At 67.2% G+C, this 21,833-nt stretch carries 12 protein-coding genes; 6 read left to right on the forward strand and 6 right to left on the reverse strand.

Annotated elements, in window-relative coordinates; all coding sequences use genetic code 11:
- Nucleotides 1-351: 351 nt before the first annotated feature.
- The 6 genes from BMZ69_RS31475 to BMZ69_RS02305 form a co-directional block, all read right to left on the reverse strand.
- Nucleotides 352-654, reverse strand: coding sequence for a hypothetical protein (locus tag BMZ69_RS31475; RefSeq protein WP_175506632.1), 303 nt, complete (start codon nucleotides 652-654; stop codon nucleotides 352-354).
- A complete protein-coding gene (locus tag BMZ69_RS02285) occupies nucleotides 651-2,831 on the reverse strand; it encodes a GumC family protein (RefSeq protein ID WP_092154345.1) in 2,181 nt (726 codons plus the stop codon). The genes BMZ69_RS31475 and BMZ69_RS02285 overlap by 4 nt, the downstream gene beginning before the upstream one ends.
- 93 nt (nucleotides 2,832-2,924) lie before the next feature.
- The gene (locus BMZ69_RS02290) at nucleotides 2,925-4,400 is read right to left on the reverse strand and encodes a sugar transferase (RefSeq protein ID WP_092154347.1); all 1,476 of its coding nucleotides are present in this window, start codon (nucleotides 4,398-4,400) and stop codon (nucleotides 2,925-2,927) included.
- Between the two features lie 44 nt (nucleotides 4,401-4,444).
- Nucleotides 4,445-5,455, reverse strand: a complete 1,011-nt coding sequence (locus tag BMZ69_RS02295; protein WP_092154349.1) for an NAD-dependent epimerase/dehydratase family protein — start codon at nucleotides 5,453-5,455, stop codon at nucleotides 4,445-4,447.
- 112 nt (nucleotides 5,456-5,567) lie between these two features.
- Nucleotides 5,568-6,359, reverse strand: coding sequence for a WecB/TagA/CpsF family glycosyltransferase (locus tag BMZ69_RS02300; RefSeq protein WP_092154351.1), 792 nt, complete (start codon nucleotides 6,357-6,359; stop codon nucleotides 5,568-5,570).
- Nucleotides 6,359-7,342 (reverse strand): UDP-glucuronic acid decarboxylase family protein, encoded by a 984-nt coding sequence (locus tag BMZ69_RS02305; protein ID WP_092154354.1) that lies wholly within the window; start codon nucleotides 7,340-7,342, stop codon nucleotides 6,359-6,361. Before BMZ69_RS02305 ends, BMZ69_RS02300 begins: the two co-directional genes overlap by 1 nt.
- A gap of 289 nt (nucleotides 7,343-7,631) precedes the next feature.
- Between BMZ69_RS02305 and BMZ69_RS02310 the strand changes: the two genes are divergently transcribed.
- The 6 genes from BMZ69_RS02310 (at nucleotide 7,632) to BMZ69_RS02335 (ending at nucleotide 21,828) form a co-directional block, all read left to right on the forward strand.
- A complete protein-coding gene (locus BMZ69_RS02310) occupies nucleotides 7,632-8,963 on the forward strand; it encodes a polysaccharide biosynthesis/export family protein (RefSeq protein WP_092154356.1) in 1,332 nt (443 codons plus the stop codon).
- A gap of 32 nt (nucleotides 8,964-8,995) precedes the next feature.
- Nucleotides 8,996-10,405, forward strand: coding sequence for a mannose-1-phosphate guanylyltransferase/mannose-6-phosphate isomerase (locus BMZ69_RS02315; RefSeq protein WP_092154358.1), 1,410 nt, complete (start codon nucleotides 8,996-8,998; stop codon nucleotides 10,403-10,405).
- Nucleotides 10,406-10,470: 65 nt separating this feature from the next.
- Nucleotides 10,471-10,800, forward strand: a complete 330-nt coding sequence (locus tag BMZ69_RS02320; protein WP_092154360.1) for a hypothetical protein — start codon at nucleotides 10,471-10,473, stop codon at nucleotides 10,798-10,800.
- Nucleotides 10,801-10,837: 37 nt separating this feature from the next.
- Complete coding sequence (locus tag BMZ69_RS02325) at nucleotides 10,838-11,599, forward strand: methyltransferase, TIGR04325 family (protein ID WP_092154362.1); 762 nt, start codon at nucleotides 10,838-10,840, stop codon at nucleotides 11,597-11,599.
- 412 nt (nucleotides 11,600-12,011) lie between these two features.
- Nucleotides 12,012-13,868, forward strand: coding sequence for an amino acid adenylation domain-containing protein (locus BMZ69_RS02330; RefSeq protein WP_175506633.1), 1,857 nt, complete (start codon nucleotides 12,012-12,014; stop codon nucleotides 13,866-13,868).
- Nucleotides 13,861-21,828, forward strand: a complete 7,968-nt coding sequence (locus BMZ69_RS02335) for a hybrid non-ribosomal peptide synthetase/type I polyketide synthase (RefSeq protein WP_092154366.1) — start codon at nucleotides 13,861-13,863, stop codon at nucleotides 21,826-21,828. Before BMZ69_RS02330 ends, BMZ69_RS02335 begins: the two co-directional genes overlap by 8 nt.
- Nucleotides 21,829-21,833 lie beyond the last annotated feature (5 nt).

Below are 21,833 nucleotides of genomic sequence, written 5' to 3' on the forward strand. Positions count from 1 at the left end.
TGGAAAGATGACGATGCATCAAGTCCTGTATTGTTGTCGCTTCCAGTTGGGGAGATGTAAAATGTGGCCATAAAGGGGCTCCTTTTTTGGCTGGAACACTCTAAGTGATCGAGCCCTAGATACCCTTCAGCCTTGATTCGTTTCTACCCGGCACGAAGAACGTGTACTCGGAAGGATTAGTCCAAACGGACTAGTCGTCTTTTTTTGACACAATATATCAATGGATTGTTTCTGGCGGGCGGCACTGCCGGCTCTGTTGATGGAACGGCGATATCAGCCGAACTCATCCATTTGCGCCGCGAATCGAGCCCCCGAATCGCCTCAATCCTGAAACCTGAGGTGGGTTTGCAGTCAGCTCGACACGGCCTGGTCAGATTCGGCTCCGGCATCCGCGTGACAGACCGTCAGATGGTGGTCGCAGAACTGGGCGCTTGCAGCCAGGCGATCGACATAGGCCCGGAAGGCGGCCAGGGTCGCGACCGGGCGCTGGCAGCCGTCGCAGATGACCAGCGCCTCACCCGACAGATCGCTCGGCAGATGGACCGCGGGCGATCCGCAGGCCTCGCAGCTGAACCCGCCGCCGCGCGACGGCGAAGGCGCGCCGATGTCCGGCGACGCAAGCAGCGCGGCGTAGCGATGCAGGCGCCGGCTCATGCCGAGGCCTGATAGAAGGATTTGTAGTTGCGATAGACCTTGCCGCGATCGGAGACGTCGTAGCGCCCCTGCTCCTCGAGATCGACGCCGTTGAGCACGACGCCGGCCACGTCCAGTCCCAGCCTGGCGAGATGATCGAGCGTCGCGGAGACGGTGCTCTTCAGCGTGTCATTCCATTTGACGACATGCAGCACGGTATCGGCATGCTCGCGCAGCAGGGCGCTGTCGGCCGAGAGCAGCACGGGCGCGACTTCGAACAGGATGACGTCGTAGCGCGCCCGTGCCTCGCGCAGCATCGCCTCGAAGGCCGGGTTCGAATAGACGTTCTGGCTGTCGCGCAGGCCTGAGGCGCGCCGAACCGTGGCGACCGGGCTCGTGCCGGGACCGCCGGAATCGCCAACCTGCGGCAGGCACTGGTCGAGCAGCGCCTCATGCGGGAAGTTCTGGCCAAGGAGCAGCCGCCGGGGCGAGCCGTCGACGACCAGGACCCGTTGGCCCATCATCGCCAGCACACGCGCCATGGCGGAGGCGACGAAGGATTTGCCCTCTCCGGGCGCGGAGGAGGTGATCAGCACGAATTTGGGCGGATTACTCGGCGGGAACAGCTCGGCGACCATCGAGCGCACTGCCTCGGCGAAGACCAGACTCTCCAGCCCACCCGGATAATGATCGAGATTGGGGAGGAGGCCGACGCAATTGGTCCGGGTTTCGGCCGCGAATTCGTTCTCGCTGCGATAACCGCGGTCCCGCTTCTCCAGGAGATAGGAGAGCCCTGCTCCAGCCATCAGCCCGCCGACCATGGCAAGCCCCAACACCAGCGACGGCTTGGCCGAACTCGGCAATGAAGGAACATCGGCCGGCGACACGATCTGGGCGATGATCGGGCGCAATTCGCTGACGGCGCTCGCCTGCTGATGGGCGTCGGAGAGCTGCTTGAGGCGATCGCGCGCAGCCGTCGCCTCGGCCTGCAAGGTGCGCAGCTGGCCTTCGAGGCCCCTCGCCTCGATCGACTTGGTCTGCAAGGCGGCGACCCGCTCGCGCAGCGCGGCCTCGGCGGCACGGACCGCCTGGACATCGGTCTCGATATTGGCGACCGATTGCGCCAGTTGCTTCTGCAGCCGCTCCTGCACGGCGCTCAGCGACAGGCGCAGCCGCTGGACCGCGGGGTGGCGCTCGCCCGAGACCGCGACCATCTCGTCGAGGGCCCGGCGTGCCTTGCCCTCCTCGTCCAGCAATTGCTGAACGACCGGCGAACTGCCGAGATCGCTGGTCTGCGGGATATTGCCGGCGGCAAGGGAAACCTGCGCGCGCTGGAGGCGGGTCTCCTCCGCCAGCCGCGTGGCGGAGACCGTGTTGAGCTGGGTCAGCATGTCGCGAAGCTGCTGCTGCTGGATGTCGGCACCGTCCTGCCCGAGCTCGACGAAGCCTGTCCTGACCCGGAACGCTTCGATCTCCTTCTCGATCCTCGCCAGATTGGCGCGCGCCTCCTGAGCCTGCGCGCCATACCACTGGCTGGAGCGCTGCGAGGCGCTGGTGGTCGCCTCCATCTTGCGGCGCAGATATTCGTTGCCGAAGGCATTGGCGATCAGCGCGGCGCGGTCGGGGTCGGTGTCGCGATAGGTCAGCGTGACGAGATAGGCCTTGGTGTCGTTGCTAACGGCGAGTGACCCGAGCAGTTTCTGGGCGGCGATGTCGCGCTGGGTCGGCTCGGCTGATCCGCCGCCGACACCGGTGAGATTGTGCAGCGTGTTGCGGACCGATGACGGGAAGATCAGCTCCGTCGCGCCGGCAAACAGCCTGGAAAGCGATGAAGGCGGTGTCGGTGTATTCTTGTCGAGGCCGAGCCGCGATGCGACGGCGCGTGCCGTGGCGAGGGAGCGGATGATCCGCGCCTCGCTTTCGACCAGCGTCGAGGCATCGAGCGCCACGCTGCTGGTCTTGCTGCCTCCGCCATTGTCTTCCCGTGTGAAGTCGAACTGCAGCACCAGGTCGGCCGTGTAGCGCGGGGGTGTCACGATCAAATAGAGTATGGCTGCGAGCGCGGTTGCGCAGGTGACGACGAGGATCAGCAACCGGCGGCGCCAGAGCATCGACAGGAAATCGAACGTCACCGCGTCGTAGTGCTTCGCGAGCGTCGCGGGCTGACGGTGGCTGCGCATGTCGCTGAAGAGATCCATGGTCCCCTGCCTCGCCTGCTGATTGGGCCGAGATGCGATCGAGACTGGCCGATGCCTCGCATGCGGCCAGGTCGAGCGGACGCCGCCTGCGCGCTATTTCGCCCCTCGTCCGTGGAGAACGGCGGGAAGGGTCTGCAGCAACACGTAGAAGTCCAGCCAGAACGACCAGTTGTGGATGTAGAAGCTGTCCTGGCGCTTCTGGACGGCAAGATCACCGTCGCTGCGGTCCGTGACCTGCCAGAGGCCGGTCAGACCGGGCGGCACGCTAGTCCGCAGCGCCTGGAAGGCGGTGTCGAAGCACTGGTTGTGATAGGCCGGGAACGGCCGCGGCCCGACGATGCTCATATCGCCGCGCAGGACGTTCCAGAGCTGCGGCAGCTCGTCGAGGCTGGAGCGCCGTATGAATTGCCCGATCCTCGGCAGGATCCGGGGATCGTTCGACAGCTTGAAGAAGCGCTCCCATTCCTGCCGCGCCGCACTGTCGGCCGCCAGATGCGCCGCGAGTCGCGCCTCGGCGTCGGCATACATGCTGCGCAGCTTGTAGACCTTGAAGACGTGGCCGTTTCGGCCGACGCGCGGCTGGGCATAGAAGGCCGGCCCGTTGTCGACCATCTTCACGGCAAGAGCGAGCACCGCGACCACAGGCAGGGCCAGCACGGCGAGCGGGATCGCGACGACGAGGTCGAGCATCCGTTTCAGGCGCAGATTGCGCGGCATGTGAATGGCGCTGCGCAATTCGAGCCCGAGCAATCCGCCCATTGCTCGCAATTGCGGATTGAGGACCTGGAGCGTCGAGGCATCGTGGACGACGAAGATCTGGCGCAAAGGCAGGCGCGCCAGCCAATCCGCCTGCTCGACATGCAAATCGCCCGATGCGCACAGGGCGACTTCGATGCGCGGCGACATGATGTTGGCCTGGACGGGCGTTATCACCGGAAACTCCGCGGCGTCCGCGGCGTCGGGCGGTACAACGCCTTCTTCATCCGCAAGGATCGCGATCGGCCTCAGGCCGAGCTCCGGGCGCGACACGAGATCGCGCGCCAGGGCCAGGCAGGCCGGCATCGTTCCATAGAGGACGGTCGGCGCGGTCCAAAGCTGGCGCCGCAGCAGCGCACCCCGGATCAGCGCCTCGATGTAATAGCCGAGGACGACGATCAGCCCCGCACCGGCGACGACGAAACCCCAGAGATGGCTCGTCGGCTGCTCGACTGCGAGCCAGGCGAATACCACCGCAGCCGCGACGAGGTTACCGAGCGTGCGACGGCGGAGGCGATCGACGGGTTCGGCCCGCTCCGAGCCGTACAGGCTGAAACCAGCTAGGGCGCCGCACAACGCCAGAGCCCAGACCAGGATCAGGCTCGCCATGTTGGCGTCGGTATCGGACGCGGCGACCGCCGCGCCAAGCTGCAGGATTCCGGCGACGATCGTCAGTGTGACGAGATCTCCGATCAGCAGCGCAGCGGCGACGAGTCGCCGCCGCTGCGCCGGCGTGACGCTGGCACCGAGCTGCCGGCCCGGCTTTGCCATGCCGATCGAGGCGGGCACGAGGGTCGTGACGATGTCCGGCATGACAAGCTCCCGAGACGATGCTCAGCTGGAGGAAGGCGGACGCGCTACTGAGCCGCGATCGTGGGGATATGGGCGATGCCGGCCTCGCGTTCGGCCCTCGCCTTCACCTCGCCCGAGATCCAGGCATAGGTCGGGACCAATCCCTGCCTGAGGTGGATCGAGGGCTCCCAGCCGAGCACTTCGCGCAGGCGGTTGTTGTCGCTGTTGCGGCCGCGGACGCCCTGTGGGCGGCTGGTGTCGTGGCGCTTGTGGATCGTCTTTCCGGAGACCTCGGCGACGATGTCGACCAGCCCGTTGACGTCGACCAGCTCGTCAGTCCCGAGATTGAGCGGCCCGGAATAGTCCGAGCGCATGATGCGGTAGATGCCCTCGACGCAATCGTCGATGTACATGAAGGAGCGCGTCTGCTTGCCGTCGCCCCAGACCTCGATCGCATCGCCCGATTTCGCCATGGCGACCTTGCGGCAGATGGCGGCCGGCGCCTTCTCCTTCCCGCCGTCCCAGGTGCCGAGCGGCCCGTAGACGTTGTGGAAGCGGACCAGGCGGGTCTGGAACCCGTAATCCTCGCAGAAGTATTCGCACAGCTTCTCGGTGTAGAGCTTCTCCAGCCCGTAGCCCGGCTCGGGGTCGGCGGGAAACGCGTCCTCCTCCTTCAGCGGCACGACCGAGGGCACGTCCTGGAGATGCTGCGGGTAGACGCAGGCCGAGGACGAGAACAGGAAGCGCTGGACCTTGGCGTCGAACGCCGCCTTCAGCATCTGCGCGCTGATCATCGTGTTGTTGAAGGTGATCGAGGCGTGCGCGCCGGAAATATAGCCGATGCCGCCCATATCCGCGGCGAGATTATAGACCTCGTCCATGCCGTGGACGGCCTCGCGGCAATCATCCATCTCGCGCAGGTCGAGAAGGCGGAATTCATCCGCTGAGCTGGCTTGATACTCCGGGTCCTTGATATCGACGCCCCGGACCCAATAGCCTCGGTCCTTGAGATAATTGACAAGATGGAAGCCGATAAAGCCGCCCGCTCCTGTAACCAACACAGATTTCTTTGACATTACTTCGCTCCACTGAGAAATGGCATCCAGTGATAGCATTTTTATCTTTTTAAATCAGGTGGTTAAACCGAACTATACCTCTTTTGGAACAACCTGTCTTTTGGAACTAGATCTACCTCTTCGGGGTAGTCGCAAGTTCATTTTTCTGGCTGAGCAACTGAAGGCTGGCGCCGACCATGAACTGCGGCACGATCTTGCCGTAGCGCCGCCAGAGCCGCCGAGGCTCGGATAGCAGCCGGAACAGCCATTCGAGACCGCGCTTCTGCATCCAGGCCGGGGCCTGGCGTTTGGTGCCGGCGAGGAAATCGAAGGCGGCGCCCACGCCGATCATCACCGGCGCCTCGATCCGGCCGAGATGCTCAGCCATCCAGTATTCCTGCTTCGGCGTGCTGAGGCCGACCCAGACGATGTCCGGCTTGGCATCGTTGATCATGCGGACGACGTCTTCATCCTCCTCGACCGTGGCCGGCCGAAACGGCGGCGAGAACGTGCCCGCGACTGCGAGCCCCGGAAAGCGCGCGATGAGACGTTCACGGAGACGCTCGGCGAGACCGGGCGCCCCCCCGAAATAGTACTGGCGATAGCCCTTCTCGACCGACAGTTCCGTGAGCCGCAACATCAGATCCGGACCATAAACCCGCTCGGTCTGGCCGTGGCCGAGCTTGCGGGCCATCCAGACCAGCGGCATGCCGTCGGGCGTGGCCATTCCCGCGCGCTCATGGATCGCCATCAGTCTGGGATCAGACTGGCTCTCGATCACGCCATGGACGCCGGTGATGCAGACATAGTTGCACGCTCTGCGGCCGATCCAGTCCTCGACCGTCCGCAGGGCGTCTGCCATGGTGATGGCGCTGACGTTGACGCCCATGATGCGCGCGCGGGGAAGCGGGTCCGCGGCCGGCATCAGCTCGCCCTCGCAACCTCGACATGCCGCACGGGATCGTGCATCGCCGACAGCACGCCGTCGAAATAGGCGATCGTCCGCTGGAGTCCCTCCTGCAACGGCACTTTCGGCGCCCAGTGCAGCAGCTCCTGCGCCTTGCTGATGTCCGGGCAGCGCTGGCGCGGATCGTCCTGCGGCAGCGGTCTGTAGACGATCTGCGAGCGCGAGCCCGTCAGCTCGACGATCAGCTGCGCGATCTCGGCCATGGACGTCTCGACCGGGTTGCCGAGATTGACCGCGCCATCGAGCTTCTGGGTCACGTTCATCAGGCGCATCAGCCCTTCGACCAGATCGTCGACAAAGCAGAAGGCGCGGGTCTGGCGGCCGTCGCCATAGAGCGTGATCGGCTCGTTGCGCAGCGCCTGGACGATGAAGTTGGAGACGACGCGACCATCCTCCAGATTCATCCGCGGCCCGTAGGTGTTGAAGATGCGGGCGATGCGGATCTCGACGCCGTGGCGCCGCTTGTAGTCGTAGAAGAGCGTCTCGGCGCAGCGCTTGCCCTCGTCATAGCAGGCCCTCGGCCCGCTGATGCTGACGAGCCCGCGATAGTCCTCGACCTGCGGATGGACGTCCGGGTCGCCGTAGATCTCGCTGGTCGAGGCCTGCAGGATCGGGATGCCGAGACGCTTGGCCATGCCGAGCATGTTGATCGCGCCGAGCACGCTGGTCTTCGTGGTCTGCACGGGATCGCGTTGATAGTGCACCGGCGAGGCCGGACAGGCGAGATTGTAGATCTCGTCGACCTCGAGATAGAGCGGGAAGGTCACGTCGTGCCGCAGCGCCTCGAAATTGGGCTGGCTAAGCAGCGCGCTCAGATTCTCGCGCCGGCCGGTATAGTAGTTGTCGACCGCGATGACCTGATGCCCCTGGGCGACCAGGCGCTCGCAGAGATGGCAGCCGAGGAAGCCGGCGCCGCCTGTGACGAGGATACGCTTCTGCATGTCTGAGCTCCGCCGGATCGTCCACGGGAGGGAGCCGAAAGCTTTGCTGCAAGCGCTGCGTTCTCAAAGGACGCTTTGGGAGGTCAGCGTCCTCGTGACAACGAGGAAGGGCTACTTCTGCTGCGAAGCGACATGACGCGCGCCCCCTGCCGCGGCCTCCATCGACGACAATGGGATTAATCCGGTCGCGACGCGCCTTGGCCCGAATGCCAATGCGGGAAACGCTGCCGGTCCTGACATCCTGCTCGCATCGCATCGCCACGCTTTCGGCAGACGGTCGGAGCCAGCCTTGGACGCGTCACCTCACTTCCGGAACTCTCGCCGCATCTCTGGCCCGGTAGCTCTTGCCGTTCGATCGGAACGACAACGGCTCTGGCCGCTCGTCCTGGCGCTGCTCGCCGCGCTGCTCGTCCTGATCGCGACCGCCTCTGCTGCAGAGCGCGACGCCGCCGATACGCTCTCGATCGGCGACAAGGTCACGATCTCGGTCTTCGGCCAGACGGACCTTTCCGGCGACTTCGTCCTGGACGGGTCGGGCGCCGTCAACATGCCCCTCGCAGGACGGATCAGGATCGCCGGGCTCTCGGCGCCGGAAGCGGAGGCGCGCATCCGCAGCGCGCTGATGGACGGCTATCTCCGCGATGCCGTGGTCAGCCTGCGGATCGCCGAGCTGAAGCCCATCTACATCATGGGCGAGGTGCGCTCGCCGGGGACCTATCCCTTCCGGCACGGCCTCAATGTGCTGGGCGCTATCGCGCTCGCCGGCGGCTACCGCGTCGGCGACGAGTCTGTCGCCGTGCTCAAATCCGAGCTCCTGCTCGCCGATGAGCGCGAGCAGTTGCTCAGCGCCTCGCTCCAGACGCTTATGGCGCGACGCCTGCGGCTGGAGGCCGAGCGCGACGGCATCAAGCAGCTCGTGCCGGATGCGCGCATCTCGGGCATCGCCCAGCTCCTCGCCGGCGAGCAGGAGATCCTCGAGTTCCAGCGCCGGGCGCGCGAGGGCGAGCGCGAATTGCTGAGCCAGCAGGTCGCGCGGCTGCAATCCGAAAAGGCCGCCCTGACCGATCAAGCCCGACTGGTCGAGCGGCAGGTCGAGCTGACCCGCGAGCAGTCGAGCGAATACAACAAGCTGGCGACGACTGGCCATGGCTTGCGCACCGTCCAGGTCGAGCGCGAGCGCGACTACGCCCGCACGCAGGGCGAGGCCGCGCGCCTGCGGGCCGAACTGGCCAAGAGCGAGACGGCGCTCGGCGAGCTGACGCTGCGACTGCGCGAACTCGACACCACCTATATGCGTCGCGTCGTGCTGGAGTTGCAGGATACGCGCCAGAAGATCCTCGAAGTCGAGCGCAGCCTCCCGGCCGCGCGCGAGATCGCCGAAAGCCGGCGCCGCAGGCTGGTCGCGAGCCAGGGCTCCGATGCGGCGGCGGATTGGGACATCCGGATCACGCGGCAGGCCGGCCTCACGCCGGTTACGATCCGGGCGAGCTTCGAAACCACCCTCCAGCCGGGCGACATCGTCCAGCTTGCTCCCAAGGCGCGAACGATCGAAGGCGGGCTCCCCGGCGAAGCCGCAAAGACACCGATGCGCTCGCTGACGGGTCTTGCCAGCCAGCAATGATCTCGGCGCAGCCCTGCGGAAAGGCTCCCCACATGCCTGCGAAGATACGTCCGATCATCATGTGCGGTGGCGCCGGGACGCGGCTGTGGCCGACCTCGCGCAACTCGCTTCCCAAGCAGTTCGCCATGCTGCTCGGCGAGCGCTCGACCTTCCAGGACACGGTGCTGCGGCTGCGACACAAGCTGTTCGAGCCGCCGCTCGTCCTGACCAACCGCAATCATCGCGTTCTGGCGGAGCGGCAGCTGGCGGAGATCGGCGCCGAAGCCGAGATCGTGCTCGAGCCCGACCGGCGCGACTCCGGCCCTGCCATCCTGGCCGGCTGCCTGATCGCTGAAGCGCGGCAGGCGGACAGCCTCGTCCTCGTCGTCGCCTCCGACCATGTCGTCGGCAATCGCGCGGCGTTCCGGCACGCCGTCGCCGGCGGTCTGCCCGCCGCCCAGGCTGGACGGCTGGTCACGTTCGGCGTGACGGCGCGACATGCCTGCACGGACTATGGCTGGATCGAGCCTGGCATGGTCCTGGAAGGCGAGGCACGCCGCGTCGATCGCTTCACCGAGAAACCGGACGCTCGCCGCGCCGCCGACTATCTGCGCCGGGGCTGGCTATGGAATTCCGGCAATTTCCTGTTCGGCGCACGAAACCTGATCGAGGAGTACCGCGTCCTGGAGCCGGCGACGGTGGGCGCGGTCGAAGCAGCGGTTGCGAGCGGACGCGAGGAGAGCGGCGCCTTCGCCCTGGCGCTGGACGGGTTCGTCAGGGCGCAGCAGCGTTCCATCGATTTCGCCGTCATGGAACGCACGGATCGAGGCGCAGTCGTTGCGATGTCGTGCGGCTGGTCCGACATCGGCAGCTGGGATGCGCTCTGGGCCCTGAGCGCCCATGACGGCAGCGGCAACGCCCGCCACGGCAATGTCGAGCTGGTCGACGCGCATAACTGCCTGGTCGCGACCGACGGGCCGATGACCTCCGTCCTCGGCGTCGAGGACCTGATCGTGGTCGCGAACCGCGACGCGGTGCTCGTCGCGGACCGCAACCGGGCCGCCGAGGTCAAGCAGGTCGTCGAGCTCCTGCGCAGCAAGGGCTGCAGCCAGGCCGAGACCCATGCGAGCGTTCACTGCTCCTGGGGCTCCTACCAGATCGTCGATGCCGGCGACGGCTTCCAGGTCAAGCGCATGATCGTCGCGCCAAAGGGGCGCCTGCTGCTGCAGAAGCACCGTTTCCGCTCGGAACATTGGGTGGTCGTGCGCGGGACCGCCACCGTGACGGTCGACGAGAGCATCGGCCATTTCCGCCGGAACGAGCATATCTTCATCCCACCTGGGGCAGTGCACCAGCTGGAGAACGCCGGCAGCGAGCCGCTCGAACTCATCGAGATCCAGAACGGCAGTTATCTCGGCGAAGACGCCGTCATCCGCATCGACGAGGTTCGGCAACAGCTCTGAAAGCGATGCCCAGAGCCGGCCGAACCAGGAGAGAAGGGTCTCCACTGGCCAGAACGGAGGGGTCCTTGACCAGCTCGGAGAAGCACAGCCGGGAGGATGGCGGCAGGGAGCGCTCGTCTACGTCGCTTCCGGCGATCCGGCATTCCGCCTTCGCGAAACACTGGCTCGCCGTCGACGACGGCGGTGCGGAGCTGACCAAGGCGGTTTTCGGTGCGCCCGCCCGACGGACGCCGCCGCGGCCTGGCCTGAGCGGCGCGAAGATGTCACCCCCGTCGGCTTCTCGCTCGCACGGTGAAGGCGTCCCGACCCGCTTTCACGCGACGGTTCTCCTGCTGCTGCTCGCCCTGGCCATCCTTTTCGCCGTGCCGGCGACCAGTCTCATCGGGCGCCTGTAGAGAAGAAGTGGAGGCGCCGGTGGCGAGCATTTGGTCCATGCCCGTTCTGAGACAGGCCCGGCGATCGGGCCTTCTGAACGATCTGTTTCGCATCGGATACGGCCGGCATTGGGGGTGCTTCGAGACGAAGGCAGCCGCAATCGCTTTTCTGGCTGGACGCCCGCGCGCGGACTACGACGACGACGAGATCGTTCAGGTCAATCTCGAAAAATTCAAGGAAGTCCAGGCTTTCGACTGGCCCGTGATGTTCTTCATCGACCGGCTGATCAGAGCGGGCGAGCTCTCGGCTGTGACAGATTTCGGCGGGCATGTAGGTGTCAAATACTACGCCTACGGAACTTATCTCACCTATCCCGAAGGCCTCCGCTGGCAAGTCGTCGATGTCCCGGCGGTGTGTCGCGAAGGGATCGCTCAGCGGCCCGGCTGGGCTTCGGCTCTCAGCTTTCACGAGACGCTCGGCGAGACGATGCCATGTGACCTGCTGTTCTGCTCGGGCTCCCTGCAATATGCCGATCAGTCTCTGTCACAGATCGTCTCGCATCTCCCGCAGCGACCACGTCACATCATTCTCAACAAGGTCGCGCTCGCGCCGTCCAGTGGCTTCTTCACTCTGGAATCATTCGGTCGAGGACGAATGCCCTATCGCGTTTTCGGCGAAGGCGAGCTCGTCGAATTCCGAAACGCCCTCGGCTACGCCTTGCTGGCGCGCTGGGATATCCCGGATCGGAATTTCGTTGTTCCTGGTCGCAGCGGCGCCAGGGCGGTCAAGGTCGTCGGCGAGGCCTGGTTGCGTCGATAGAGCCTCCGGCCGAAGACAGGCCGAGCAGGTTCCTCGCAATCGGCTGCGTTTCGAAAACTGATCCGGACCGGGCCTTTTGCTCTCGACTGCATTCATGTCGTCAATCGCGGCAGCAACGTCACACCCAAAGTGAAGATCAGCACACCGACCTGGCAGTAGAATGAGGTCGCGCGCTAACCATTTGCGCCGCATCCCCGCGTCGCTGGGTAAGATGGCGTTACTCCAACTGCTCCAATGTTGTCGCGCGGGCTTGGCGCATAGCCTTTCCTGCATGACACAGACCGTCGACAGCAAAACCGCCCGTCAGGCTTCGCGTCGCAGCCGGCCCCGGTCCCCCACTGCTCCCGCCCTCGCCGGAGCCCCCCGTCAACACGCCGCCCGGCAGGAGTCAGCGCGAGCCGCGCCGCCGACGTTGGTCGATCTCTTCGCCGCCCAGGTCGTCGCCCAGCCGCGCGCCGTCGCGCTCTCCCTCGGGCCGGCCCACCTCTCCTATGCCGAGCTCGACGAGCGCGCCGAACGCCTGGCGCAGCGGTTGGTCGCGATGGGCGCTGGCCCGGGCGCGATCGTCGGTCTCTGCCTGCCGCGCTCGCTCGACCTGATCGTCGCTCTGGTCGCGATCCTGAAGAGCGGCGCCGCCTATCTGCCGCTCGACCCGGCCTATCCGGGCGAGCGTCTGGCCTTCATGGTCGAAGATGCCGATGCCGCGATCATCATCGCCACCGACCACGTCGACTGGCTGCCGCCCGGCCGGCAGCGGCTCGATCCACACCAGCCCTACGAGGCGGATGCGCTCCAAGAGCCGCCGGAGCGACGCGCAGCGGCGGCCGACGACCTCGCCTATGTGATCTACACCTCCGGCTCGACCGGCAAGCCGAAGGGCGTCGCCATCGAGCACACCGCGGTGACACGGCTTTTCAGCGCGACGCAGGCCTGGTTCGGCTTTCGTTCCAGCGATGTCTGGACCTTGTTCCATTCCGTCTCGTTCGACTTTTCGGTCTGGGAAATCTGGGGTGCACTGCTCCACGGCGGACGTCTCGTGATCGTGCCGGAGAGCACGACACGGGACCCCGCCGCTTTTTTGCGTCTCCTCGCCGAGGAAGGCGTGACGGTGCTCAACCAGACGCCCTCCGCCTTCGCCGCCCTCGACCGCGCCGATCAGGATCGCGGGGGGCGTGACCGGCTCTCCCTGCGGCTCGTGATCTTCGGCGGCGAGGCGCTGGATCCGCGCCGCCTCGCCGGCTGGTACCGGCGCCGCGGCGAGCATGCGCATCTCGTCAACATGTACGGGATCACGGAGACGACAGTGCACGTCACCTATCGTCCGCTGGCCCCGGTGGATGCGGAACAGCGCTCGAGTCTGATCGGGCGGCCGATCCCCGACCTCGCGCTTTTGCTGCTGGACGGCGAGACCATGCGCCCGGTGGCGCGGGGCGAGATCGGCGAGATCTTCGTCGCGGGAGCCGGGCTCGCCCGCGGCTATCTCAACCGGCCCGAGCTCAACGCCGCGCGTTTCGTTCCGCATCCAGACGAGCCCGGCGCACGGCTCTATCGCTCCGGCGATCTCGCCCGCCAAGTCGACGACGACGATTACGAATATCTCGGCCGGGCCGACCAGCAGGTGAAGATCCGCGGCTTCCGCGTCGAGCTCGGCGAGATCGAGACCGCGCTGATGGCCCATTCCGGGATCAGGCAGGCCGCGGTGCTGCTGCGCTCCGACGAGGGGAACGAACGGCTCGTCGGCTATCTGGTGTCTGATGGCGCGGAGCGTCCCTCGCCCGCGGCGCTGAAGGCCCATCTCGGCGAGACCCTGCCGGCGCACATGGTGCCGGCGGCCTTCGTCTTCGTGCCCGACCTCCCGCTGACCGTGAACGGCAAGCTCGACCGCGCCGCGCTGCCGGCGCCGGGCCGGGCGCGGCCGGAGAGCGCCGCGCCCTATGTCGCTCCCCGGAGCCCGCTGGAGCGGCGGTTCGCCGACGCCGTCGCCGAAATCTTCCAGATCGACATCGTCGGCATCGACGACAATTTCTTCGATCTCGGCGGCAATTCCCTGCTGGTCGCCGAGTTGCACCGGCGCCTCGTCCGGGATTTGCCCTGGTTCGCCCTGGTCGACCTCTACCGCTACCCGAATGTGCGCGCGCTGGCCGGCCATCTGACACCGCAGAAACCCAGCGTGCTCGGCAGCCTGGCCGCGGCGCGCGAGCGCGGCCAGCGCTCGCGCGGGCTACCCGCCTCCTTGCCCGAAAGCGCGATAGGCGGCTCGCATGACTGAACCCCTCCCCGAACGCGCCGTCGCGATCATCGGCCTGGCCGGGCGCTTCCCCGGTGCGGCGACCATCGGCTCGTTCTGGCGCAACCTGCTGGATGGCGTGGAGTCGATTACGAGGTTCAATCCCGCCGAGCTGGAAGACAGCTTCGACGCGGCGACGCGCGCGCTCCCGAACTTCGTTGCGGCCAAGCCTATTCTCGACGGCGTCGACCAGTTCGACGCGCCCTTCTTCGGCATTCTGCCGCGCGAGGCCGCCCTCACCGATCCGCAGCAGCGCCTCCTGCTGGAATGCGCCTGGGAAGCGCTCGAGGACGCCGGCTACGACCCCGCCGCGCCCGGCCAGTGCATCGGCGTCTTCGCCGGCGCGACCTCCAGCACCTATCTGCTGCAAAACCTGCTGCATGACCGCTCGGCGATGGCCGATTACACCTCCGGCTTCCAGATCGGCAACCTGCCGCTGCTGGTCGGCTCCGCCGCGGATTTCACCGCGACGCGGATCGGCTACAAGCTCGGCCTCACCGGCCCCTGCGTCGCCGTCCAGTCTGCCTGCTCGACCTCGCTGCTGGCAGTCGCGCAAGCCGTGCAGAACCTGCTCTGCCATGGCTGCGACATGGCGCTCGCCGGCGGCGTCTCGATCACCTTCCCGCAACGACGCGGCTATCTCGCCCAGGAGGGCGGCATCGTCTCGACCGATGGCCATTGCCGTGCCTTCGACGCCAGCGCCAGCGGCACGATTTTCGGCAGCGGCGCCGGGCTCGTCGTGCTGAAGCGGTTGGAGGATGCGGTCGCCGATCGCGACCAGATCTACGCCGTCATTCGCGGCGTCGGTGTCAACAATGACGGCGCCGGCAAGGTGGGCTACACTGCGCCGAGCGTCGATGGCCAGGCGGCTGCGATCGCCATGGCGCACGCTACCGCCGATGTCGATGCGCGCTCGATCGGCTATGTCGAATGCCACGGCACCGGCACGCCGATGGGCGACCCGATCGAGGTCGCCGGGCTCACCGCCGCCTTCCGCCTGACCACCGAGGATCGCGGCTTCTGCGCGCTCGGCTCCGTCAAATCCAATATCGGCCATCTCGATGCCGCGGCCGGTGTCACCGGTCTGATCAAGGCGTCGCTCGCGGTGAAGAGCGGGATACTGCCGGCGAGCCTGCACGTCACGCAGCCGAACCCGGCGCTGGAGTTGCCGGAAAGCCCGTTCTTCATCGCCGACCGCAAGCAGGACTGGCCCGGCCAAAGCGGGCCGCGCCGCGCCGGCGTCAGCGCCTTCGGCTTCGGCGGAACCAATGTCCATCTCGTGCTGGAGCAGGCTCCCGCGAGCGAGGCCATGGCGCCGGCTCGTCGCAACCAGCTGCTGACGCTCTCGGCCCGCAGCGCTGCAGCGCTCGGCGCGGCACGGGACAGGCTCGCGGAGCATGTCGAAACGCATCCCGAGCAAGATCTCGCCGACATCGCCTTCACCTTGCAGGCCGGACGATGCTCGTTCCCGCACCGCCTCGCCGTGGTCGCCGGCGGTCATGCCGAGGCTGCGGCGGCCCTGCGCAAGCAGAACACCGAGCGCGCCACGGCCGTGACCGGCGCCGGCGATCTCGTCTTCATGTTCCCCGGCCAGGGCTCGCAATATCCGCAAATGGCGCGGGAGCTCTATGCAGGTGAGCCGGTCTTTCGCCGGACGGTCGACCTGTGCTGCGAGGTGCTGAAGCCTGAGCTCGGGCTCGACCTGCGCAAGCTGCTCTATCCGAGCAATGGCGGCGACCCGGAGCGGCTCTCGGCGACGCTGCTCGCCCAGCCGGCGATCTTCACGGTCGAGTACGCGCTGGCGCAGCTCCTGATGAGCTGGGGCCTGCAGCCCGCCGCCATGATCGGCCACAGCGTCGGCGAGTTCGCCGCCGCCTGCATCGCCGGCGTGTTCTCGCTGGAGGACGCGCTCTCGCTGGTCGCCAAACGGGGCCGGATGATGCAGGCGCTGCCGGGCGGCGCCATGCTGGCCGTGCGCCTGCCCGACGCCGAGATCGCGGCGCTGGCGCAGGGCGGCATCAGCGTGGCGGCAGTCAACGCGCCCGGCATGAGCGTGCTCGCCGGTCCGTTCGAGGCGGTCGAGGCGCTTGAGGCCGAGCTTGCACAGCGCAAGGTGACGCATCGCCGCCTGCAGACCTCGCATGCCTTCCACTCGGCGATGATCGACCCGCTGGTCGAGCCGTTCACCGAGGCGGTCGCCGCCGTCCGCCTCAATGCCCCGGAGCTGCCTTACATCTCGGGCGTGACCGGCGATTGGGTCAGCGCCGACCAGACCACCGATCCTTCCTATTGGGCGCGGCATGCCCGCGAGCCCGTGCGCTTTGCCGACGGTATCGCCACGCTGGTACGCAGCCTCTTGCCCATATTGCTCGAAGTGGGACCCGGCGCCGCGCTGGCCAGTTTCGCGTTGCAAGGCGCTGGCGCGGGCCGGGCCGCCATCTCATGCCTGCCCGATGCGCAGGGCGATGCCGAGAACATGCTTGCGGCCGCGCTCGGTCGCCTCTGGACAGCCGGGATCGCGCCCGACTGGTCGGCCTATCAGGCCGGCGGCAGGCCGCGCCGCGTCTCGCTCCCGACCTATCCGTTCGAACGCAGCCGGCACTGGGTTGAGGCGCCGGCCGTCTCGACGCCCATCGCAACGGCAGCGCCCGCAGCTGCCCCCATTCAACCTCTGCCTACCCAACCCGAGCAGGAAACGGCCATGGCTTCCCACGCTGACACCGACATCCCCCCGGGCCGTTCGGAGCTCGGCGGCCGGGTCGCAGCGATCTTCGAGAACCTGTCGGGGCGGCCGTTCGGCGCGGACGAGACCGGCGCGAGCTTTCTCGAGCTCGGCTTCGACTCGCTGCTGCTGACCCAAGCCGCGCAGGGCCTGCAGACGGCCTTCGGCGTCCAGATCCGCTTCCGCCAATTGCTCGACGATCTGCCTAGCGTCGACGACGTCACGCGCCATATCGCCGAACTTTGCCCGCAGGAGGCAGCGAAGCCCGCTGCGATCGTTCAGACAGCAGCAATCGCACCTGCCCCTGCCGCCCCGGCTCCCGTCACAACGATTGCCACAGCCCCGCTCGCACCGCCGGCAGGCTCGGGCCTGGACGCGCTGATGCGGGAGCAGCTCGACGTGATGTCGCGTCTGATGGAGCGCCAGCTTCAGGCCTTGAGTGGCCAGCCGGTAGCATCGATCGCCGCAACCGCAGCGCCGATCGTCCAGCCTTTGCCTGCTCCGCAGCCGGTGGCGGCCGCGCAGCCTCAGCCAGCCCCGGCCTCCCAAAACGCGGCGAGCAGCGCCGCCGCAGGCGCGACGGCACGGTTCAAGCCGCTGATCCGCACGGGCAACGACACGCTCACCGAGGCCCAGCGCGCCCATATCGCCCGGCTGACCAAGCTCTATGTCGGCAGGACCGCGACCTCGAAGCGGCTCGCCGACCAGCACCGCCCGGTCCTGGCCGATCCGCGTACCGTCTCCGGCTTCGCGGCCGACTGGAAGGAGATGGTCTATCCGATCGTCTCCGCGCGGGCGAAGGGCGCCCGGATCTGGGATGTCGACGGCAACGCCTATATCGACCTCGTCAACGGCTATGGCCAGACCGCCTTCGGCCATGCGCCTGATTTCGTCGTCGAGGCCGTTCAGGCCCAGTTGTCGGACGGCTTTGCCATCGGGCCGCAATCGCCGCTGGCGCATGAGGCCTCGCAGCTGTTCTGCGAATTGACCGGCCATGCCCGCGTCGCCTTCTGTAATACCGGCTCCGAAGCGGTGATGGCGGCGATGCGCGTCGCCCGCACCGTCACCGGCCGCGACCGGATCGTCGCGTTCTCAGGCGCTTATCACGGCCAGTTCGACGAAGTCCTGGTCCGCGGCGTCGGCGAGCAGCATCGCTCTGTGCCCGCGGCTCCCGGCATTCCGGCGGAGGCCGTCGGGCGCATGACCGTCCTGGACTACGGCACGGATGAAAGCCTTGCCTGGCTGCGCGAGCATGCGCACGAGCTCGCCGCCGTCCTAGTCGAGCCGGTGCAGAGCCGCCGGCCGGGCTATCTGCCCGTCGCCTTCCTCAAGGAATTGCGCGCCATTACTGAGAAGGCTGGTACCGCATTGGTGCTCGACGAGGTCGTCACCGGCTTCCGGGTCCATCCCGCCGGGGTGCAGGCCCTGCTCGGCATCAAGCCGGACCTCGCCACCTATGGCAAGGTCGTCGGCGGTGGCCTGCCGGTCGGCCTGCTGGCAGGCACGGCGCGTTTCATGGACGCGCTCGACGGCGGCGCCTGGCGTTTCGGCGACGACAGCGTGCCCGAGGTCGGCGTCACCTTCTTCGCGGGCACCTTCGTCCGACACCCGCTGGCGCTCGCGGCAACAGTCGCCGTGCTCAGGCACGTCAAGGAGAAGGGGCCGGCGCTGACCGACGCCCTGACGCAGCGCATGCAAGGCCTCGTCGAGGCGCTGCGGCGCGCCTTCGCGAAGGTCGGCTGGGACGTGCCGATCGAGAGCTATGGCAGCGTCGCCTATTTCGAGCCCGGCCGCGACCATCGCCTCGGCAGCCTGCTGCACTACCACTTACGCGCCCGCGGCATCTTCATCCAGGAGCATTATCCCTGCTTCCTGACCACCCAGCACGGCGATGCCGAGATCGCGGCGATCATCGCCGCCTTCGAAGACAGTCTCGACCTCATGCGCCGGGATGGCGTGCTGCCTGGAATGGCAGCCGAGAGCCTGCCGCCGGACGCTCTTGCCGTTTCGTCGGAGATCGAGCTGCCGCTGACCGAAGCCCAGACCGAGATCTGGCTGTCGGACCAGACCGGGCCCGAGGCCAGCGCTGCCTTCAACGAATCCGTCAGCCTGACGCTCGACGGTGATGTCGATGCGCTGCGCCTCGCCGAGACGATCAGGCAGGTCGCGGCGCGGCACGCGATCTTGCTGGCGCGGTTCTCCGCCGATGGCGAGACGATGCAGCTCCCGTCCTCGGGAACGTTCCCCGTCACGATCAGCGATCTGCGCGGCGAGCCCGATCCGCAGGCCGCGCTCGAGGCGCTGATCGAGGGCTATGCGACCCGGCCCTATGATCTCGTGCAGGGGCCTGTCGCGGAAGCCGAGATCGTCCGGCTCGGCGAGCACAAGCATGTGCTGATCCTGTCGGCCCATCACATCGTCTGCGACGGCTGGTCGACCAACATCCTGCTCGACGAGATCGCAAAGGCCTACCGCTCCGGCGTCGACGCCTTGCCGGCAGCAATGCCCTTCGCGGACTACGCCTCGGAAACCCGGCAGGATCCGCGCGCGAAAGAGGCCGCGGCCTACTGGACCAAGATGTTCAAGGAGCTGCCAACCCCGCTCGAGCTGCCGACCGACCGGCCACGGCAGGCGCCGCGCAGCTTCAATGGCGGCACGCGCACCAGCTTCATCGAGGCCGAACTCTATCGCCAGGTGAAGGCGGCGGGAGCAAAGCAGCGGCGGACATTGTTCGCCACGCTCTTCGCCGCCTTCCAGGTGCTGTTGCTGCGCCTTTCCGGTCAACGCGACCTCGTGATCGGCGTCCCGGCCGCCGGGCAATCGCTGCTCGAAGGCCCCTCGCCCGTCGGCCATTGCGTCAACTTCCTGCCGATCCGCGGCGGCATCGATCCGGCCGAGCCGTTCTGCGCCCATCTCGACAAGGTCGGGCGCATCGTTCTCGACGCCTACGACCATCAGAGCTTCACCCTCGGTGCCCTGCTGAAGCGGCTGCGCGTCCCGCCCGTGTCCGGGCGGCTGCCGCTCGTCGAGGTGCAGTTCAACCTCGAGCGGCTGGCCGGCAATCTCGACTTTGGCCCCGCGGTCAAGGCCAGCGCCGAGCCGAACCCGAAGGCGTTCTCGACCTTCGATCTCTATTTCAACATCGGCGAATCCGATGACGGACTACGGATCGATTGCTGCTATGGCGCCGATATCTTCGACGCGGCGACGATCGACCGCTGGCTCGGCCATTACCGGACCCTACTCGCCGCCTTCGTCGCCAATCCCGATATGGCCATCGCCGCAATGCCGCTGATCGAGGGCGACGAGCGCCAACGTCTCGTCTCCGAGATCAACGACACCCAGGTCGCACTCCAGAGCGACGATGGTACGATCCAGGCCTTCGAACGCCAGGTCCAGCAGCAGCCCGAGGCGATCGCCGTGTCATGCGGCGACCAGCAGCTTTCCTATGCCGCCCTGAACGCCTGGGCGGACCGGATCGCGGCAGAGCTGACGGCGCGCGTCGACGCTCCCGAAAGTCGCGTCGGCCTCCTGATCGAGCGCTCGCCGGCGCTGGTCGCCGGCATGCTCGGCGCGCTCAAGGCCGGGTTCCCGTATGTGCCGCTCGATCCGGTGATGCCGAAGGCGCGCATCCAGCGGATCCTGCGGGACTCCGAGGCCGTAGCGCTGCTGATCGCAGGTCCGCTCGACCCGGCCATCGTCGAGCCGGATGAGAGCGTCATGCTGATCAATGTCGACCAGACGACGGCGAACCTTGCCGGGATCAGGACGGCGGCGATCACTCCCGATCAGCTGGCCTATGTTATTTACACCTCCGGCTCGACCGGCGCGCCGAAGGGTGTCGAGGTCACCCATGGCGGACTATCGAACCTGCTGTTCGCCATGGCGCGCGAGCCCGGCTTCGCCAGCTCCGACACGATGCTCGCCATCACCACGGTGACCTTCGACATCGCCGCGCTCGAACTGCTGCTGCCGCTGATCCAGGGCGGCCGGGTGGCGATCGCGACCGCGGACGAAGCCAAGGACGGCGCCGAATTGCTGGCGCGGTTGCAGCAGAGCGGCGCCAACGTGCTGCAGGCGACGCCGATGACCTGGCGCCTGCTGCTCGAAGCCGGCTTCCGCTCGCGCCCGGGGTTGCGCATGCTTTGCGGCGGCGAAGCGCTGCCGCTCGATCTCGCGCGCAAGCTGCTCGAAGGCGGCGGCGAGCTCTGGAACATGTATGGGCCGACCGAGACGACGATCTGGTCCTCGGTCGCCCGCATCCAGCCCGAGGACGAGGTCGTCACCATCGGCCTGCCGATCGCCAACACGCAATTCTATGTCGTCGATGACAATAACCAGCCCGTCGGCGTCGGCATCCCCGGCGAACTGCTGATCGCCGGCACGGGCCTGGCGCGTGGCTACGCCAACAATCCCAAGCTCACGGCGAAGAGCTTCATCGCCAATCCGGTCGATCCCGGCACGAGCCCGAAGGCTTACCGCACCGGCGACCGCGCCAAATACCTGCCCGACGGACGCATCGTGCATCTCGGGCGGCTCGACCATCAGGTCAAGCTGCGCGGTTTCCGGATCGAGCCGGGCGAGATCGAGGCCGTGCTCGCCCGCAAAGCCGGCATCGTCTCGGCGGTGATCCTGCGCGAGGACGTGCCCGGCGAGCCCCGGCTGGTCTGCTACTATGTCACTGGCGCAGACACTCCGCCGCCGGCCGAATTGCGCGCCGCGCTGGCGCAGGAGCTGCCGGACTACATGGTTCCGACCGCCTGGGTCGGCCTGCCGGCCCTGCCGCTGAACCAGAGCGGCAAGCTCGACCGCGCAGCGCTGCCGGCGCCGGATGGCCAGAGCCCGGCACCGAAGGTCGACAAGGCAGCCGACCCGGCAACGCCGCGGACACCGATCGAAGACGCGCTGATCCGCATCTGGAGCGAGGTACTGCGGCGCGACGACATCGACGTCCACGACGACCTGTTCGATCTCGGTGCCGACTCCCTCAGCATCTTCCAGATCACCAGCCGCGCCCGCCGCGAGGGCCTCAAGGTCGCAGCCAGGGATTTCTTCCGGAACCGCACGATCGCCGCCGTCGCGGCAGCCTTGCCCGACGAGGTCGTGACGGAGAACAGGGCCTCTGCCGCAGCCTTCTGGAAGCGGCCCTGGCGACAGCCGCGCGACGGCGCGCAGCAGCCGAGCGGGCCGAGCGCCGTCTCGCAGCGCCAGAGAAGTTGAGCGTC

It is taken from the genome of Allobosea sp. CRIB-10, from assembly GCF_900112185.1.
Lineage (GTDB): Bacteria > Pseudomonadota > Alphaproteobacteria > Rhizobiales > Beijerinckiaceae > Allobosea.

What these genes read in the sequence shown, in the direction of transcription:
- BMZ69_RS31475 (WP_175506632.1), bottom strand. Translation starts at nt 654, where the DNA reads ATGAGCCGGCGCCTGCATCGCTACGCCGCGCTGCTTGCGTCGCCGGAC.
- BMZ69_RS02295 (WP_092154349.1), bottom strand. Translation starts at nt 5,455, where the DNA reads ATGTCAAAGAAATCTGTGTTGGTTACAGGAGCGGGCGGCTTTATCGGC.
- BMZ69_RS02285 (WP_092154345.1), bottom strand. Translation starts at nt 2,831, where the DNA reads ATGGATCTCTTCAGCGACATGCGCAGCCACCGTCAGCCCGCGACGCTC.
- BMZ69_RS02315 (WP_092154358.1), top strand. Translation starts at nt 8,996, where the DNA reads ATGCCTGCGAAGATACGTCCGATCATCATGTGCGGTGGCGCCGGGACG.
- BMZ69_RS02305 (WP_092154354.1), bottom strand. Translation starts at nt 7,342, where the DNA reads ATGCAGAAGCGTATCCTCGTCACAGGCGGCGCCGGCTTCCTCGGCTGC.
- BMZ69_RS02335 (WP_092154366.1), top strand. Translation starts at nt 13,861, where the DNA reads ATGACTGAACCCCTCCCCGAACGCGCCGTCGCGATCATCGGCCTGGCC.
- BMZ69_RS02300 (WP_092154351.1), bottom strand. Translation starts at nt 6,359, where the DNA reads ATGCCGGCCGCGGACCCGCTTCCCCGCGCGCGCATCATGGGCGTCAAC.
- BMZ69_RS02325 (WP_092154362.1), top strand. Translation starts at nt 10,838, where the DNA reads ATGCCCGTTCTGAGACAGGCCCGGCGATCGGGCCTTCTGAACGATCTG.
- BMZ69_RS02290 (WP_092154347.1), bottom strand. Translation starts at nt 4,400, where the DNA reads ATGCCGGACATCGTCACGACCCTCGTGCCCGCCTCGATCGGCATGGCA.